The organism is Wansuia hejianensis (assembly GCF_014337215.1).
Taxonomy (GTDB): Bacteria; Bacillota; Clostridia; order Lachnospirales; family Lachnospiraceae; genus Scatomonas; species Scatomonas hejianensis.
In genome coordinates, this window is sequence record NZ_CP060635.1 from 402,164 (window position 1) to 419,196 (window position 17,033).

13 protein-coding genes are annotated in these 17,033 nt (G+C 50.7%); 10 read left to right on the forward strand and 3 right to left on the reverse strand.

Annotation, left to right across the window (positions count from 1 at the left end; all coding sequences use genetic code 11):
• Positions 1–20: 20 nt before the first annotated feature.
• From H9Q79_RS01930 to H9Q79_RS01940, 3 genes are all read left to right on the forward strand, one after another.
• Positions 21–1,067: a uroporphyrinogen decarboxylase family protein gene (locus tag H9Q79_RS01930; RefSeq protein ID WP_118642466.1), complete on the forward strand. Its 1,047-nt coding sequence runs from the start codon at positions 21–23 to the stop codon at positions 1,065–1,067.
• Positions 1,068–1,091: 24 nt separating this feature from the next.
• A complete protein-coding gene (locus tag H9Q79_RS01935) occupies positions 1,092–1,418 on the forward strand; it encodes an L-rhamnose mutarotase (RefSeq protein WP_249329087.1) in 327 nt (108 codons plus the stop codon).
• A 273-nt stretch (positions 1,419–1,691) separates the two neighbouring features.
• Positions 1,692–3,968 (forward strand): extracellular solute-binding protein, encoded by a 2,277-nt coding sequence (locus H9Q79_RS01940; RefSeq protein WP_249329088.1) that lies wholly within the window; start codon positions 1,692–1,694, stop codon positions 3,966–3,968.
• A gap of 58 nt (positions 3,969–4,026) precedes the next feature.
• On the opposite strand, the gene H9Q79_RS01945 is transcribed toward H9Q79_RS01940, so the two are convergent.
• Together H9Q79_RS01945 and H9Q79_RS01950 are read right to left on the reverse strand one after the other, a co-directional pair.
• On the reverse strand, positions 4,027–4,647 hold the full coding sequence (locus H9Q79_RS01945; protein ID WP_118642460.1) for a DUF1836 domain-containing protein: 621 nt from the start codon (positions 4,645–4,647) through the stop codon (positions 4,027–4,029).
• 41 nt (positions 4,648–4,688) lie between these two features.
• A complete protein-coding gene (locus H9Q79_RS01950; RefSeq protein ID WP_118642458.1) occupies positions 4,689–5,627 on the reverse strand; it encodes a DMT family transporter in 939 nt (312 codons plus the stop codon).
• Positions 5,628–5,797: 170 nt separating this feature from the next.
• Here H9Q79_RS01950 and H9Q79_RS01955 point away from each other — a divergent pair, with 170 nt between their 5' ends.
• The 7 genes from H9Q79_RS01955 to H9Q79_RS01985 all read left to right on the forward strand — a co-directional run bounded on the left by H9Q79_RS01955 (position 5,798) and on the right by H9Q79_RS01985 (position 12,544).
• On the forward strand, positions 5,798–6,562 hold the full coding sequence (locus H9Q79_RS01955; protein ID WP_118642456.1) for a sugar phosphate isomerase/epimerase family protein: 765 nt from the start codon (positions 5,798–5,800) through the stop codon (positions 6,560–6,562).
• 98 nt (positions 6,563–6,660) lie between these two features.
• Positions 6,661–7,278 carry an imidazole glycerol phosphate synthase subunit HisH gene (gene hisH, locus H9Q79_RS01960; protein WP_118642454.1) on the forward strand — a complete coding sequence of 206 codons (618 nt, stop codon included), beginning with the start codon at positions 6,661–6,663 and terminating at the stop codon, positions 7,276–7,278.
• Between the two features lie 2 nt (positions 7,279–7,280).
• Positions 7,281–8,042 carry an imidazole glycerol phosphate synthase subunit HisF gene (gene hisF, locus H9Q79_RS01965; RefSeq protein ID WP_118642452.1) on the forward strand — a complete coding sequence of 254 codons (762 nt, stop codon included), beginning with the start codon at positions 7,281–7,283 and terminating at the stop codon, positions 8,040–8,042.
• A gap of 22 nt (positions 8,043–8,064) precedes the next feature.
• Positions 8,065–8,745, forward strand: a complete 681-nt coding sequence (locus H9Q79_RS01970; RefSeq protein WP_249329089.1) for a uracil-DNA glycosylase — start codon at positions 8,065–8,067, stop codon at positions 8,743–8,745.
• 31 nt (positions 8,746–8,776) lie between these two features.
• Positions 8,777–10,402, forward strand: a complete 1,626-nt coding sequence (locus H9Q79_RS01975) for a putative polysaccharide biosynthesis protein (protein ID WP_249329090.1) — start codon at positions 8,777–8,779, stop codon at positions 10,400–10,402.
• 44 nt (positions 10,403–10,446) lie between these two features.
• Positions 10,447–11,574 (forward strand): LCP family protein, encoded by a 1,128-nt coding sequence (locus H9Q79_RS01980; RefSeq protein ID WP_118642446.1) that lies wholly within the window; start codon positions 10,447–10,449, stop codon positions 11,572–11,574.
• 133 nt (positions 11,575–11,707) lie between these two features.
• Entirely contained in the window at positions 11,708–12,544 is an 837-nt protein-coding gene (locus H9Q79_RS01985; protein ID WP_249329091.1) for a MerR family transcriptional regulator, read from the forward strand.
• Positions 12,545–12,617: 73 nt separating this feature from the next.
• Here H9Q79_RS01985 and H9Q79_RS01990 read toward each other — a convergent pair whose 3' ends face one another.
• Positions 12,618–16,850 (reverse strand): 2-hydroxyacyl-CoA dehydratase, encoded by a 4,233-nt coding sequence (locus H9Q79_RS01990; RefSeq protein WP_249329092.1) that lies wholly within the window; start codon positions 16,848–16,850, stop codon positions 12,618–12,620.
• Positions 16,851–17,033 lie beyond the last annotated feature (183 nt).

Consider the following 17,033-nt stretch of genomic DNA (forward strand, 5'->3'; position numbering starts at 1 on the left):
GCACAAGGGAGGATTTGAAAATGAACAGTATTGAGAGATTTTTAGCAACTGTAGAACGGAAACCGGTTGACAGGCCTGCCTGCTGGCTGGGAGATCCAACTCCGGAAGCTGTACCGGCGCTTTGTGATTACTATAAAGTGAAAGATATCAAAGAGCTCAAGAGAGTATGTGGAGATGATTTCTACGCTGTGGAGATTCCCTACCATTCAGAGACCTGTAATGCGATTTTCGCAGCATTTGACTGGTATATGAACGGAAGCAATGTGGACACCGAGCATCGTACGCTGACAGCTGACGGCTGCTTCGCGAATTGTGAAGACTTGGAAGACGTGAAAGCTGTGAATTTCCCGTGGCCGGATCCGGAGAAATATATTGATCCGGAAGAGTGCAGACGTCTGGTGGAAGAAGCTCCTTCAGATAAAGCTGTTATGGGCATGCTTTGGGCCTGTCATTTCCAGGATGTATGCGCCGCTTTCGGCATGCAGACCTGCCTGATGAATATGGTGGCTGAGCCGGAGATGGTTCATTATGTGGATGATCACATTGTCGATTTCTATCTGAAAGCACTTAAAATTTTCCTGGAGGCGACAAAGGGTAAAGTACATGCGATCCTGATCGGTGATGATATGGGAAGCCAGAGAGGTCTTATGATCAGCCCGTCCCTGATTTCTGAATTTGTTATTCCGGGAGCTAAGAAGCTGGTTGAGCTGGCTCACAGCTACGGCGTGAAAGTGATGTATCATTCCTGTGGGTCTATCGTAGATGCGATCCCGCTGCTGATTGAAGCAGGCGTGGATGTGATCCACCCGATCCAGGCGCTGGCAGTTGGCATGGATCCGGCTAACCTGAAAGAGAAATTTGAGGGACAGGTTTCTTTCTGCGGCGGTGTTGACACGCAGGATCTGCTTCCCAATGGAACTCCTGAGCAGGTAGCGGCAAAAGTGAAGGAATTGCGGACTTATTTCCCGACGGGACTGATTGTTTCCCCGAGCCATGAAGGGCTTCAGGCGGATGTTCCTCCCAGAAATATCAAAGCGCTGTTTGACGAGGCTAATAAAATTTATTGATCGTTCTGAAAGGAAGGAGCCTGTATGGTACGCAGATTTGGTTCGATGATTAAAATCAAGCCGGAAGGGCTGGAGCAGTACAAAGCTTATCACGCCAATCCCCTTCCAGGTGTGAATGAGATGATCAAGGAATGTAATTTAAAAAATTATTCGATCTATCAGAGGGGCGACTACATGTTTTCCTACTTTGAATATGATGGGGATGACTATGAGGCTGATATGGAGAAAATGGCAGCCGATCCGACTACCCAGCACTGGTGGAGTCTGGTAAAGCCATTGATGCAGCCGCTGGATGACCGCAACGAAGGCGAATTCTGGTCCGACATGGAGGAGATTTACCATCTGGACTGAGAGATAATGAGCCAGAGAGAGCGCAGGCCGCCGTTTCATGAATGGACAGTCATGAGGCGGCGGCCTTTTGTTATTTCATAGGAAAGTTCATCCTATGAAATAAAACCCTTCGGGGGATGCGCAACACGATGTGGGCTTGTTCACTAAGCTCATTTCATTCGCTAAGTGAGCCAATGCCTTCGCGCTAAGGAAAGGCAGCCCGGTTTATCCTAAGTGTAGGGCCCAATATCTGGAAAACAGAGCAGTTTGATAAATAGAGAAAGGAGCAGTGAAGTGATTACATTAAAAGAAGTGGCAACACGGGCGGGAGTTTCCATAGCGACAGTTTCATACTGTGTGAATGGGACAAAATCCGTTTCGGCTGCTACCCGAAGTAAAGTGATGAAGGCCATTGAAGAGCTGAATTACGTCCCCAATGCTGCTGCCAGAAGTCTGAAAAGTGAATCGATTATGGAAATAGGCGTTGTATTTCCTGATATTGACGATTATTACCGTTCGGAGATTCTTAAGGGGATTGTCGATCAGTCAGAAGGGAAGAACTATTCGGTAACAGTGGCGTTTTCCTATAATTCACCGAAGATGGAGCGGAAGATTATCAATGATTTTGTCGGGAAAAATGTCAGAGGCTTGATTATTGACACTTGTCAGCCTGAAAATGCAGATTATTTCAGGAAAAATGTACTGGAGAGAAATATTTCAAACGTCTTTATTGAACACTGTCCGGAAGGCCTGAACGTGAACTTCCTGGCTTTTGATAATTATAAATCATATTATTACCTGACACAGAAGCTGTTGGAAAAGGGCTATGAAAGGATTGCCGTGGTTACCGGCCCCTGGAGGCTCCCTCCTGCGTACAGCGCCATCAAAGGCTATGAAGACGCGCTTAAGAGCAAGGGAAAAGAAGTGGATGAAGCGCTGGTAGTGCATACAGATTCCTCTAAGGAAAGCTCTTTCCGTGAAACGATGCAGCAGTTGATAAAAAATCCTCCTCAGGCAGTGATCACCCCCTCGGAATCTATCCTGAAGGGAGCTTTGGAGGCTTTCCGGGTGTGTGGGCTGAGAGTGCCGGAAGATATATGCGTGCTGACGCTCGGAGAGGAAACATGGAACCGTTCAAATTCTTATCCCGGTGTGCTGCACACCTCGCGTTCGGCCTATGCGATGGGAGAGCAGTGTACACGCCTTCTTTTAAAAGACATGGAGGCGCCTGCGCTGTTTCAGAAGGAATTCCATCTGCTGGATGATAACCTGGAAGATCTGGAAGAGTCCAGACTGGAAATACCAGAGGCAGTCAGACCTGCGCCGCGGAATAGGCCGGAGAAGAAAAACGACGTTCTTCGCATACTGGCCACCTCGCTGACACTGAATTCCATCCAGGCCATCCAGCTTCTGGCAGAGAATTTTACGCTGCAGACACAGATTGACGTGGAATTTGAGACCTGTGATCTGCAGGAGCTGTTCGACCGGATTGTTCAGGAAGCGGATCAGCCGGAGAGTTCTTATGATATCTGTGTCTATGACGTATCCTGGCTGCGATACCTGGCGAATGCCGGCGTGTTGAAGAACATGACGAATCTGCTGGAGGACCGGCCGGAGTTGAAAGCCAGATTCATGAAGAAGAATTTGAGCAATTGTTACTATCACGACGTCTGTTATGGAGTGCCGATCATAGGCGGAACACATCTTCTGTTTTACAGGAGGGATCTGTTTGAGACTCCGTCTATCCAGAGGACGTTCCAGCAGCAGCATCACCTGCCCCTGCGTCCACCCGCAACCTGGACGGAATTTAACGGGATTGCTAAATTTTTTACCCGAAAATACAACCCGGATTCACCCACCCTGGCCGGGACGGCCATAGAAGGCGGCCTCACGGAGGATCTGACACTGGAGATTCTGGTGCGGCTCTGGAGTTTTGGCGGCGGGCTCTTGGATGAGAATGGCAAACTGACGCTGAACACGCCTCAGAATATCCGGGGTTTTCAGAGTATTCTGGAGACAGCCTCCTATACCTGCCAGAACGCGACGGAAACTTCCCGTGACAAAGTATTCCAGGACTTCGGAAACGGTAAAATAGCGATGATGATCTCCTTCAGTGAATATGCATCGAAGATCAGGGATGAGACTCACAGCGATATCATTACGAAAATCGGCTACAGCCAGATGCCTGGCAGGATGCCGGCCAATGTTGGATGGAACCTGGGGGTCAATCCCAGAACAGAGAAGATGGAGGCAATCGAGAAGTTTTTTGACTGGTGCAGCGGCCGTCAGAATAGCTACTATATGACGATTCTGTCGGGACAGTCTGCGGTCGTCTACCCCCATAAGAATCATGAGCTGATTAAGCTGTATCCCTGGCTGACGCTGAGTGAGAGCGGTCAGAAGAGCTCCCGGTCCAGAATCTACCCTTACAGGGGGAAACAGAAGCTGGTGAAGCCCAGAGAGATCGAACTGATTATCAAAGATCTTTTTCTGGAAATGCAGGAAAAACCCGATAAGATCTCAGAGCTGCTGGTGAGCGGCCAGAAAAGGATTGAAAAGCTGTTTTCATAATAAAAATACCAGATACGGAACTGACCCAAAAGGTTTTCTGTATCTGGTATTTGTTATTTCATGCCTGTATGTCATCGGAAGAAGGCTTTTCAGGACCCTGTATCCGGTCCAGCATCCGTTCAATCATCTGTTTTTTCATATAAACATCAAAGCTGAGCAGGCAGATAAAAGAAAAGAACTGAAGCTCTTCCTGCTTGTCTCCGGGGGCATCCTGGAAGGTGGTCTGTGACAGCTCGAATTTCTGAACAATATCCTGCATCAGATGTTCCATCTGTGTGCGCTCAAGGCCGAATACTTCATTGTAGATATCCTTCAGCGTGAGGCCTTCTTCCTGGGAGAAGAACTGATCCGTCAGAGGGCCCAGCAGTGTATGGATGTCGGAGATGGACAGTATGCCCTTGAAATAGTAGATAAAAATCAGCAAGAGCATATGTTCCTTGCTGTACTTCTTCTTCTGAGGTGACGGCAGCAGATGGTTCTTGGCGTAATTATTAATCATGGTTTTCGTAAGAATCTTATCTTCCGAATGACGCCGGCTGTTGGCCAGATGTTCATCCATAAAAGTCGTAACCTGATCCATATACAGATCGATATTTGGAATAGAATCCGGCTTGATATAATCCAGCGCAGCAATTTCCCTTAAAATGTCATGCAGCATTTCTTTTGTATCAATCTTCATGAAATACCTCTTTATGTGTGATAAATTTGCGAAGTAACTATCTACATTATATAGTTTTTATTACCAGATGTAAAGGGGTTTTTAGCAGGCACCTGTGCAAGGACAATGGCGATAAACATCAGCACACAGCCGCCTATCTCCCGCAGGGTGAGCGCCTGGCCCAGGATCAGCCAGCCTGCGATGACTGATATGCAGGATTCCATGGAGAGCAGCAGTGAGGCCACTGTGGGATTCATGTTCCGCTGTCCGATGATCTGCAGCGTGTAAGCCACCCCACAGGAAAGGGCTCCTGCATAGAGCAAGGGCTTCCAGGCCGACAGGACAGCCGTCAGGGTGGTGGAACTTTCAAAAATAAGCATGCAGATGACTGACAGAACTCCGCAGATAAAAAATTGAATACAAGCCAGCTTCACACCGTCAACCCGCGGGGAGAAATAGTCTATTACGAGAATATGTACGGAAAACAGGATTGCGCAGATAAATACATAAATATCGCCGAGGCCGATGGAAAACCCATCCTTAATGCAGAGCAGGTACAGGCCGCCCAGAGCCAGGAGGACGGATATCCAGATCAGAGGCGTACATTTTTTCTTCAAAAACAGGCCGAATACGGGCACCAGTATAATGTAGAAGGCAGTGATAAAGCCTGCTTTCCCAACGGTGGTGTACTGGATGCCAAACTGCTGGAAGGTGCTGGCGAGAAACAGGCAGATGCCGCAGATTATCCCGCCGGCCAGCAGGCAGTTATGACGGTTGACGGGATGACCTGAGAGTTCTGCTTCCTTTTGGCCGGAAGCTTTATTGCGGTTTAGCAGCAGAATGACCGGGATCAGCACCAGGCCGCCGATCAGGCAGCGGATACCATTAAATGCGAAGGGTCCGATATATTCCATGCCGACGCTCTGGGCGACAAAAGACACGCCCCAGATGACGGCGGCAAGCAGGAGAAGAAAAGAATTGCGGATATTCTGGTGATTCATGTGAGTAAGCTCCTTTGTAAAATTCTGATTAACAGGGTAATAATAGCATTGTTTCCGCCAGTTTGCAAGCAAGAAGGGAACGTGTTATAATGAGCTTCAGTTATGAGAAATGGTATCTGGGAACGGTGCCGGCGAAGAACTGCCATTAAATAGGAAAGGATATTCAGATTATGGGACAGTGCTATGCTTCGGATCTGATACCGAAGGAAGAATTAAAAGAGGTATTGGAACTGGCGGAAATGGGGGTCGAGACAATCCGTTTCAGTGTGGCGATGAATCTGGATGAATTCAGCCGGCAGATTGAGATTGCCAGGGGAGACCTCAGGGATCTGGGGAACCCTCCGCTTTCCGTTCACGGGCCTTTTCTGGACCTGAATCCCATGAGTTTTGACAGCAGAGTGCGCCAGGTGACGAAGGAACGGTTTGAGCAGGCGTATGAAGCGGCGCGGATTCTCGGTGCAGACAGAGTCGTTTATCACAGCGGACTGATTCCAGCTACAGTATATCTGGAAGGATGGGCCGTGAGAATGGTTGAATTCTGGGAAGAATTTCTGAAAGGGAAATCGGGAATCACAGTTTGCATGGAGAATGTGTTTGATCCGGAGTATTCCGGCCTCCTGGAAGTGGCGGAGAAGATCAGCCATCCAGATTTTGGCCTGTGCCTGGATATCGGGCATGCCCATTGCTTTTCTGAGCATCCGGTTCTGGAATGGGCAGAGAGGCTGAGCGGGCATATTCGTCATGTCCATGTTCATGATAACGATGGCTCTTGCGATGCCCACCGGGCTCTTGGGCGGGGGAATATACCGCTGGATGAGGTGCTTCCGGCCCTGGAGAGGGGGAACCCCGGACTGACTTGGACGGTGGAATGTACGAAAAAAGAGGATATTCTGGAATCGGGACGGCTTCTGCATAGGAAATTGCAATTTATGTAGGTTTGTGTTAAAATACTCCTATATTTTGGTTTATTCTGGCTGCTGGCTAAGGCGCGGACGCAGCCTGTTCTGGCCTGAACTGGTGGAGGAAAATATAAATGATAGCATTGATTGATTACGATGCGGGCAATATTAAGAGTGTGGAGAAGGCACTGCAGCTTCTGGGCGAGGAAGTGGTGCTGACCAGGGATAGAGATAAGCTGCTGGCCGCTGACAGAGTGATCCTTCCGGGAGTGGGCAGCTTTGGGGACGCGATGGAGAATCTGAACAGGTTTGGTCTGGTTCCGGTGATCCATGAGATCACTGACAGGGGAACGCCTTTTCTGGGGATATGCCTGGGGCTGCAGCTGCTGTTTGAGAGAAGTGAAGAGAGTCCGGGGATACCCGGACTTGGGATTCTGAAGGGTGAGATTCTTCGTATTCCGGAAAAAGAGGGGCTGAAGATCCCCCATATGGGATGGAATTCGCTGGAGCTACAGAACAATGGCCGGTTGTTTCGGGGGATTGAAGGACAGCCATATGTATATTTTGTCCATTCCTATTATTTAGAAGCCTCTGACGAGGGGATTGTACGTGCCGCAGCGGAATATGGCACTAGAATCCATGCCTCCGTGGAACAGGGGAATGTTTTTGCATGCCAGTTCCACCCTGAGAAAAGCTCTGATGTGGGGCTTACGATCCTGAAAAATTTTGCATCAATCGGAAAGGGGGCATGAGGATGTTTACAAAGAGGATTATTCCATGCCTGGATGTGAATGACGGACGGGTGGTAAAGGGCGTCAATTTTGTGAATTTGCAGGATGCTGGTGATCCGGTGGAGATCGCAAAGGCCTATGACAAGGCCGGAGCGGATGAAGTGATTTTTCTGGATATTACAGCTTCCAGTGATCAGCGGGGCACAGTGGTAGATATGGTGCGCCGGGTTGCTGAAAATGTGTTCATACCGTTTACAGTGGGCGGAGGAATCCGCACAGTCGATGATTTCAAGATGCTGCTCCGGGAAGGAGCGGACAAAATTTCTATTAATTCTGCGGCAATCAACCATCCGCGTCTGATCAGCGAGGCGGCCTTCAAATTTGGCAGCCAGTGTGTGGTGGTGGCCATAGACGCCAAGCGCCGGGGCGACGGAAGCGGCTGGAATATTTATAAGAACGGCGGACGGGTGGACATGGGAATGGACGCGGTAGAATGGGCGGCGCAGGCGGAGCGGCTGGGGGCAGGAGAGATCCTGCTGACAAGTATGGACTGCGACGGAACGAAAGCCGGCTATGATATTGAGCTGACACGCAGGATCGCGGAAGCCGTAAAAATACCTGTGATTGCTTCGGGAGGCGCGGGAAAGCTGGAGCATTTCTATGAAGCTCTGACAGACGGGAAGGCGGATGCGGTTCTGGCGGCATCCCTGTTTCATTATAAGGAACTGGAGATACGGGAGGTAAAGGAATACCTTAGCGGCCGCGGAGTATCCGTAAGGCGCTGAGGAACAGAGAGGAGGAGAGAAGATGCCGCCGATTGCGGGAGAATGGGCAAAGGCCTTGCAGGGGGAGTTTCGGAAACCTTATTATAAGAAGTTGTTTACCATTGTGGGTGAAGAATACCGGACAAAGAGGATTTATCCGCCGGCTGACGACATTTTCAATGCGTTTCATTTCACGCCTCTGGACCAGGTGAAGGTGGTGATTTTGGGGCAGGACCCCTATCATGAGGAGGGGCAGGCCCATGGCCTGTGCTTTTCTGTAAAGCCCGGCGTGGGAATTCCGCCGTCCCTGGTGAATATTTACAAGGAGCTGGAGGATGACCTGGGCTGCTATATTCCCAATAATGGATATCTGGAAAAATGGGCGAGACAGGGCGTCATGCTGTTGAATACGGTTCTGACCGTCCGGGCCCATCAGGCCAATTCCCACCGGGATATTGGCTGGGAGGAATTTACTGACGCTGCCATCCGTGTGCTGGCAGAGCAGGACCGGCCCATGGTTTTTATACTCTGGGGCAAACCGGCCCAGATGAAGAAATCGATGATTCACAATCCCAAGCATTTGGTGCTGGAGGCTCCGCATCCCAGCCCGCTTTCTGCTTACCGTGGATTCTTCGGCAGCAGGCCTTTTTCACAGGCCAATGACTATCTGGCCCGGAACGGCATCACGCCGGTAGACTGGCAGATCGAGAATATTAAAGCATAAGAAAATATCTGTTGGGCAAGGGAGACAGAGCATGTCAAAGAAGAACACACTGATAAAAAATGCATCAATTCTGATGATCGCGTCGATCATTTCAAGGATTATCGGATTGATTTACCGCCGCCCGCTGGGAGCGGTGCTGGGGTCAGTAGGACTAGGCTATTATGGATATGCCAGCAACCTGTATTCGATTCTGCTGCTGATATCCTCCTACAGTATTCCCATGGCTGTTTCCAAGATCGTGTCGGAGCGGCTGGCGCTGAAACAATATAAAAATGCGCATAAGGTTTTTAAAGGGGCTTTGCTGTATGCGGTCCTTGTGGGCGGTGTGACAGCGCTTGTGGCGTTCTTCGGCGGCGGCATCCTGCTTCCCGCGAATCAGCAGAATGCGGTGCCCGCCTTGCAGGTGCTGGCGCCTACGATTTTCCTTTCCGCAATACTGGGCGTGTTCCGGGGGTATTTTCAGGCTCACCATACGATGACTCCCACCTCAATTTCACAGATCGCGGAGCAGATTGTCAACGCGGTTGTCAGCGTGCTGGCAGCCTGGATTCTGATTAAGAACCTGGCGCCTGCCGGAGGCACGGATGCTGCCGTCTATGGAGCCATGGGCGGTACGCTGGGAACAGGTGCGGGTGTTCTGACGGGGCTTTTATTCATGCTGTTTGTGTTCGTTCTGAACCGTCCGGTTTTCGGAAGGCAGACGGCAAGGGACAGGCATAGAAGAGAGGAGAGCTATGGGGAAGTGTTTCAGATCATCTTCTTTATGGTGACTCCCATTATTTTCACAACGTTTATCAATAATGCCAGCAATTATCTGGACAGCTATATATATTCCAGCGTTCAGGGGATGCACGGCATCGCGGCGGACAGCATCTCCGCTGCTTATGGGGAATTCAGCAATTACTATCTTCCCATCATCAATATTCCCCTGGCGATGGCGTCAGCCAGCGCATCTGCCCTGATGCCTGAGGTCTCATCCAGGTATGCTACGGGCAGCATGAAGGAAGCCAACCGGCAGATCAATCAGACTATCCGTCTGACCATGTTCATCTGTATTCCCGCGACTGTTGGCCTGACGGTCCTGGCTTTCCCGATCATGGGCGTGCTGTTCCCGTCAGCGACGGTTTTGGCTTCCAGGCTGCTGATGGCAGGCGCTTTATATGTGATTTTCACAGCGCTGGCTACCATTACCGGAAGCGTGCTGCAGTCCATAGGGAAACAGAAGGTGGCCCTGATCAATGCAGGGATCGCCCTGGTGGTGAATCTGATAGTGCTTACGATTCTGCTTCTCATATTCCCGCAGATGGATATCTATGGGGTGATGCTGGCAAATATTCTTTTTTCAGTGATTTACTGCGTGATGAACGGGGTTGCTCTGAGAAAATATCTGGGGCACCGGAACGAGCTGAGAAAGACGTATGTGGAGCCGCTGGTGGCGTCGGCGCTGATGGGAGCGGTGGCTGCAGCCGTGTATTACGGGTTGTTTCATCTGACAAGGCGGCCGTTTATTTCCCTGGTCATTGCCGTGCTGGTGGCCGTGCTGGCCTATCTGGTCTTGTATGTGATTGTATCAAGGACTACAGAAGAGGAAATGCTTCGCTTCCCTATGGGGAGCAAACTGGTGAAAGTGCTGAGAATGATAAAAGTATATCGTTAGATATCACTGACTGCTATCCATTGCGTTACAGGAAAGGCGGAAAAATGTCTGTAAGAAAAAAACGTAGAAGAAGGAAGCGCACTGCCAGAAATATATTGATTATCGAATTGGTTCTGGCAGCACTGGTGGGTTGCGGCCTGTTTTTATACTTTAAGCTGAGTGCAACTCTCGACAAAGTGAACCAGGCGGAAATTGATTTTGGAAATGTACAGGTGAATTCTTCTGTACAGAATCAGGACCCGTCCCAGAACCCCCATCTGACCGGATACCGTACCATCGCTCTGGTGGGCGTGGATTCGCGGGAAGATGTGGAAGATACCGGAAACAGCGATACCATGATGATCGTCGTGATCAATAATGATACGGGTGGGATTAAAATCGTGTCCTTGTACCGGGATACCTATCTGAGAGTCAGCCAGGGGGATTTTGAAAAAGCCAACGCCGCGTATAACCGGGGAGGGGCAGAACAGTTTCTGAGTATGCTTAACACAAATCTGGATCTGAACGTGACGGAATTTGTGACGGTAGATTTCTCAGTCATGGCGGATATGATTGATCTGTTAGGCGGTATTGATATGACGCTGACTGCTGATGAGACGGTTCATGTGAATAATTACTGTGTGGAGACTTCTCAGGTTACAGGGAAGGAATATACCCGCATAGAGCCTGAGGTGGAGGGAACCTACCATCTAAATGGCGTCCAGGCTGTATCCTATATGCGGATACGCAAGGGACAGGGATATGATTTCAGGAGAACCCTGCGTCAGAGAGCAGTCCTGTATAAACTGGTTGACAAGCTGAAAACCTCGGATCTGGGGACGCTGTACACGGCGCTGGATGCCCTGATGCCGAATCTGTATACGAATATTTCCAAAGAGGACATCATACAGCTGGGGCTGGCGGTCCGGGGATATTCCATTGAGGACACGAAGGGATTTCCGTTTGACCATATCTGGGGTGAGATCGCTCAGGATGCGACTGGGCTTGACTGCGTAGTGCCGGTGACGTTGCGCAGCAATGTGATAAAGCTGCATCAGTTCCTGTATCCTGATCTGGAGTATAGCCCGTCCGCGGAGCTGGAGGAATACAGCCAGTATATTACGGACGTGACGGGATATGGGGAAGAGGATATTCCGGAAAATTCAGAAAGCGGAGGTGAGCTGCCCTCTTAAAAGTGAAGAAACCGTTAAGGCGGGAGCGTGAATTCCCGGACGAAAAGCATAGGCGGGGTGATGATTTTTCTGAATATGCTTGACTGTAAATAAGGTTTATACCTTATACTTCCGGGTAAGAGGAGGCGGCGTTATGACGATTAAAGAGGTTGAAGAGACAACAGGACTTTCCCGCTCTCACATTCGTTTTTATGAGAAGGAGAAGCTGTTCTGTCCCAGACGGGACGGCCGGAATGGGTACCGGGATTATTCGGAGGAAGATGTGAGGGCGATTCAGAAGATTGCATTTCTGCGGACGCTTGGGATACCCGTAGACGGCATACGGAAAGTTATTGGGCATGAGAAGGAGCTGAGGCAGGTGTTGGAAGAGCAGTTGCGCAGCCTGAATGCGCAGGAGGAGGCTCTGAAGAGAGCAAAAGAGCTGTGCGCCCGCATGATTAAGAATGAAGAAAATGATTTCGAGAGCTTTGAGGTGGAGCGGTATATCGGGAAACTCCCGGAATATTGGGAAGAAAACAGGAGGGTATTTGCAGCGGATGCGGCAGGGTTCTTTTGCCTCTGGGGCGGAGCTGTTGTCTGGGGCCTTTTGGTGATGGCCAGCCTTCTGACGGCTGTTTTGTCCTATAAGGGGCTGCCGGAGAGGATTCCGGTTCAGTGGAGTGGAGAGACGGCATCGTCGCTGGCTGACAGAGGATGGATTTTTGCCTATCCGGCAGCCTGCGTATTGGTCCGCTTCCTGCTGCGGCCGTTTTTGCTGCAATGGCTGGAGCGGCGGACGGTTTTCCGGAAAAGTATGGCGGATTATATTACGAATTATTTATGTTTTGTGGCACTTTCCGCAGAGGTTTTCACACTTCTGTTTACGAAGGGGATTGTGAGATGGGTCGGCGTTTTGCTTGTGGCAGATGGCGCGGTGCTGGCGCTTCTGGTATTCTGCGGGTACAGGGCGCTGTATGGAAGGCGGCCATAGAAAATGCCCTGTGAGCGAAGTCACCGCTAATACAGCATGACTGCTCACAGGGCATTTTCTATAGGAATTATAATTATGCTTCGGATTCCAGGTTTTTATTGGCTGTTGAGAGCATCAATTTGATTCTGTTTAGCTGATTTACCTCGGACGCTCCGGGATCGTAGTCAATGGCTACGATGTTAGATTTCGGATAATTCTTGCGGATGGCTTTGATGACGCCTTTTCCTACGATATGATTCGGCAGGCAGCCAAAAGGCTGAATGCAGACAATATTTTCCACGCCTCCGTGTATCAGCTCCATCATCTCTCCGGTCAGGAACCAACCCTCTCCGGTCTGATTGCCGACGGAGACAATTGGAGTCGCGTACTCTGCGAGGTCTTCAATTCTGGCGGGCGGTGTGAAGTGGACGCTCTTTTCAAATTCTTTGGAGGCTGCGCCTCTCAGCCATTCAATCGCCTTGATTCCCAGATTACAGAGGACGGAGGTGGATTTTTTACCGCCCAGGTGTTTTTCTTTGAAGTTGGCGTTGTAGAAGCTGTACATGAAGAAATCAATCAGGTCCGGGCAGACAGCTTCGGCGCCCTCTTTCTCCAGCAGTTCTGCAAGGTGGTTATTGGCGGCGGGAAGAAATTTTACCAGGATCTCGCCTACAATGCCTACTCTTGGCTTTTTCTCATCGGTTATCGGCAGCCGGTCAAAATCCCGGATCATGGTCCGGCAGATCTGCTTATATTTCGTGTGAGACAGCTTGGAGCCGCTGACGAAGTCTGTGCAGATCTTTTTCCATTTCTGGTGCAGGCGGTTGGCAGAACCTTTCACTTTCTCGTAGGGGCGCATCCGATAGATACATTTCATCAGTATATCTCCAAATACAGCCGCATAGACCACACGCATGGCCAGCTTCGGCGTGATCTTGAAGCCTGGGTTGCTCTCCAGACCGCTCAGGTTCAGAGAGATGACCGGAATGTAGGCCATATCTGCTTTCTTCAGTGCTCTGCGTATGAATCCGATGTAGTTGGAAGCCCGGCATCCTCCGCCGGTCTGGGTCATGATGACTGCGGTCTTATGTAAGTCGTACTTGCCGGACAGCAGAGCCTGCATGATCTGGCCGACAACCATCAGGGACGGATAACAGGCGTCATTATTCACGTACTTCAGGCCCACATCCACCGCCTCTTTATTATCATTCGGAAGGATCTCCAGTGTATAGCCGCCGGCGTTAAAGGCGGGCTGGATCAACTCGAAATGGATCGGTGACATCTGCGGGCAGAGGATCGTGTAGTTCCTGCGCATCTCCGGCGTAAATACCACTTTTTCGATGGAGGCCGGCTTGATGGTCCGCTGTTCTGGATTCTTATCCCTGGCGCGGAGCGCTGCGAGAAGCGAACGGACACGGATCCGGGCGGCGCCCAGATTGTTGACCTCGTCGATCTTCAGGCACGTATAGATTTTACCGCTTCTGGTCAAAATCTCATATACCTGGTCGGTGGTGACGGCATCCAGGCCGCATCCGAAGGAGTTCAGCTGGATCAGGTCCAGATCCTCCCGGGTCTTGACGTAATTGGCGGCTGCATACAGCCGGGTATGGTACATCCACTGGTCATTGACGCGCAGCGGCCGTTCCAGAGGCGCCAGATGGGAGACGGAATCCTCTGTCAGGACGGCGATGTCGTAGGAATTAATCATATCCGGAATGCCGTGATGGATCTCCGGATCGATGTGATAAGGGCGGCCTGCGAGTACAATTCCGCGGTGCCCTGTCTCTTCCATCCATTTCAGGGTTTCTTCGCCCTTCCGTTTGATGTCTTCACGCATCCGGGCCATTTCATCCCAGCCCGCGCGGCAGGCCATGCGGATCTCATCTTCGGGGATCTGAGGAAAGACCTTTACCAGCTCGTCGGCCAGAACAGTTTCGCTAGTCAGCGCCAGGAATGGGTTCTGGAAGGTGATGGAAGGATCGTTCAGCTCATCCACATTATTCTTGATGTTTTCCGCGTAGGAGGTTACAATGGGGCAGTTATAATGGTTGACGGCCCCGTCAAATTCGTCTCGCTCATAAGGAATGCAGGGATAGAATATGTATTTCACACCCTGGCGCAGCAGCCAGGTCACATGGCCGTGGGCGAGCTTGGCCGGGTAGCATTCGGATTCGCTGGGAATGGATTCAATGCCCAGTTCGTAAATCTTCCTGGTGGAAGTGGGAGAGAGCACAACCTGGTACCCCAGTTTGGTAAAAAAGGTAAACCACAGCGGGTAGTTTTCAAAGAGATTCAGAACTCTCGGGATGCCCACCTTGCCCCGGGGAGCCTCGTCCTCAGAGAGAGGCGTATAGTCAAATAGCTTCTTGTATTTATATTCAAACAGGTTTGGGATGTGGTTCGCATTCTTTTCCTTGCCGATTCCCCGTTCACAGCGGTTGCCGCTGATGTACTGGCGTCCGCCGGAAAAACGGTTGATGGTCAGACGGCAGCTGTTGGTGCACCCCTTGCAGTTGGCCATCTTCGTAGAATATTCCAGGGTGTTTATTTTTTCAATGGGGAGCATGGAGCTTTTCTTGCCTTCATACCGTTCACGGGCGATCAGGGCGGCTCCGAAGGCGCCCATGATTCCGGCGATGTCCGGCCGGATTGCCTCGCATTCAGCGATTCGTTCAAAACTCCTCAGAACCGCATCATTATAGAAGGTGCCTCCCTGCACGACGATGTGTTTCCCAAGTTCGGAGGCGTCGGATACCTTGATTACCTTGTAAAGGGCGTTTTTGATTACAGAATATGCCAATCCTGCGGAGATATCCGCTACGGTGGCGCCTTCTTTCTGGGCCTGCTTCACCTTGGAATTCATGAATACGGTACAGCGGGTGCCCAGGTCGATGGGATGTTCGGCAAAAAGAGCCTCTCTGGCAAAGTCCTGTACGCTGTAGTTCAAGGACTGAGCGAAATTCTCTATGAAAGAACCGCAGCCGGAGGAGCAGGCCTCGTTGAGAAGCACGCTGTCAACCGCATGATCTTTGATTTTAATACATTTCATATCCTGTCCGCCGATGTCCAGGATACAATCTACCGACGGATCAAAGAAAGCCGCCGCCGTGTAGTGTGCGATTGTTTCCACTTCCCCCTCGTCCAGCATCAGGGCGGCCTTTATCAGAGCTTCACCGTAGCCGGTGGAGCAGGAATAGGCGATATGGGCGGAGTCCGGCATCAGCTGGTAGATCTCCTGGATGGCCCGGATGGATGTGGCCAGCGGGCTTCCGTGGTTGTTGCTGTAGAAGGAGTACAGAAGAGAGCCGTCCTCGCCTACTACGGCGGCCTTAGTCGTCGTGGAGCCTGCGTCAATGCCCAGATAGCAATTGCCCTCGTAGGAGGAAAAATCTGCCGTCGCCACATTGTTGACACTCTGGCGGTCCAGGAAAGAAGCATATTCCTCCTGACTGGCGAACAGCGGTTCCATACGCGCGACTTCAAAGTCCAGCTTGACCTTGGATTCCAGACGCTGCTTCAGCTCTTCCAGAGATATGTCAGAGCTTTCGGCGGTATTCATGGCCGATCCGATAGCCGCGAACAGATGAGAATTCTCGGGAACTATGGTATGCTCGTCATCCAGCTTCAGAGTCCGGATGAAGGATGTACGAAGTTCAGAAAGGAAGTGGAGCGGGCCGCCCAGGAAGGCGATATGTCCACGAATGGGCTTGCCGCAGGCCAGGCCGGAAATCGTCTGATTAACAACTGCCTGGAAAATGGATACTGCAAGGTCCTCCTTAGTGGCCCCGTCATTGATCAGAGGCTGTATGTCAGTTTTAGCAAACACGCCGCAGCGTGCGGCAATGGGATAAATCGCTTTGTAGTTCTTCGCATATTCGTTGAGGCCGACGGCATCTGTCTGCAGAAGAGAGGCCATCTGGTCGATGAAGGAACCCGTACCGCCGGCACAGATCCCGTTCATGCGCTGTTCAATGTTGCCGCCTTCAAAATAGATGATCTTGGCATCCTCGCCGCCCAGCTCAATCGCCACGTCTGTCTGAGGCGCATAGTGCTGCAGAGCTGTGGAAACCGCAATCACCTCCTGAACAAATGGAATCTCCAGATGCTTGGCCAGCGTCAGGCCGCCGCTTCCGGTGATGACCGGCTTCAGGCGCATCTCTCCCAGCTCCTGGTAGGCCTTGCCAAGAAGCGCAGCGAGCGTCTCCTGGATGTTGGCAAAATGCCTTTCATAATCTGAGAAAAGGAGGTTCATTCCTTCGTCCAGTATGGCAATCTTAACCGTAGTGGAACCGATATCGATTCCCAGGGTATATACTTTGTTATTCATAAATATCACATTCTCCTAATCTATCACTGCTTAAGATTATACGACAAGATTCGCCCAAATACAATTGGTAAAATTCACACCTTTCCTTAAAAACTATTAAATAAGAATAAACACAGGGAGGGGTGAGAGGTTGGATGCCCAGCCTTTCTGGTGATTTAAAACACTTCACCATGGTTCTCCGAA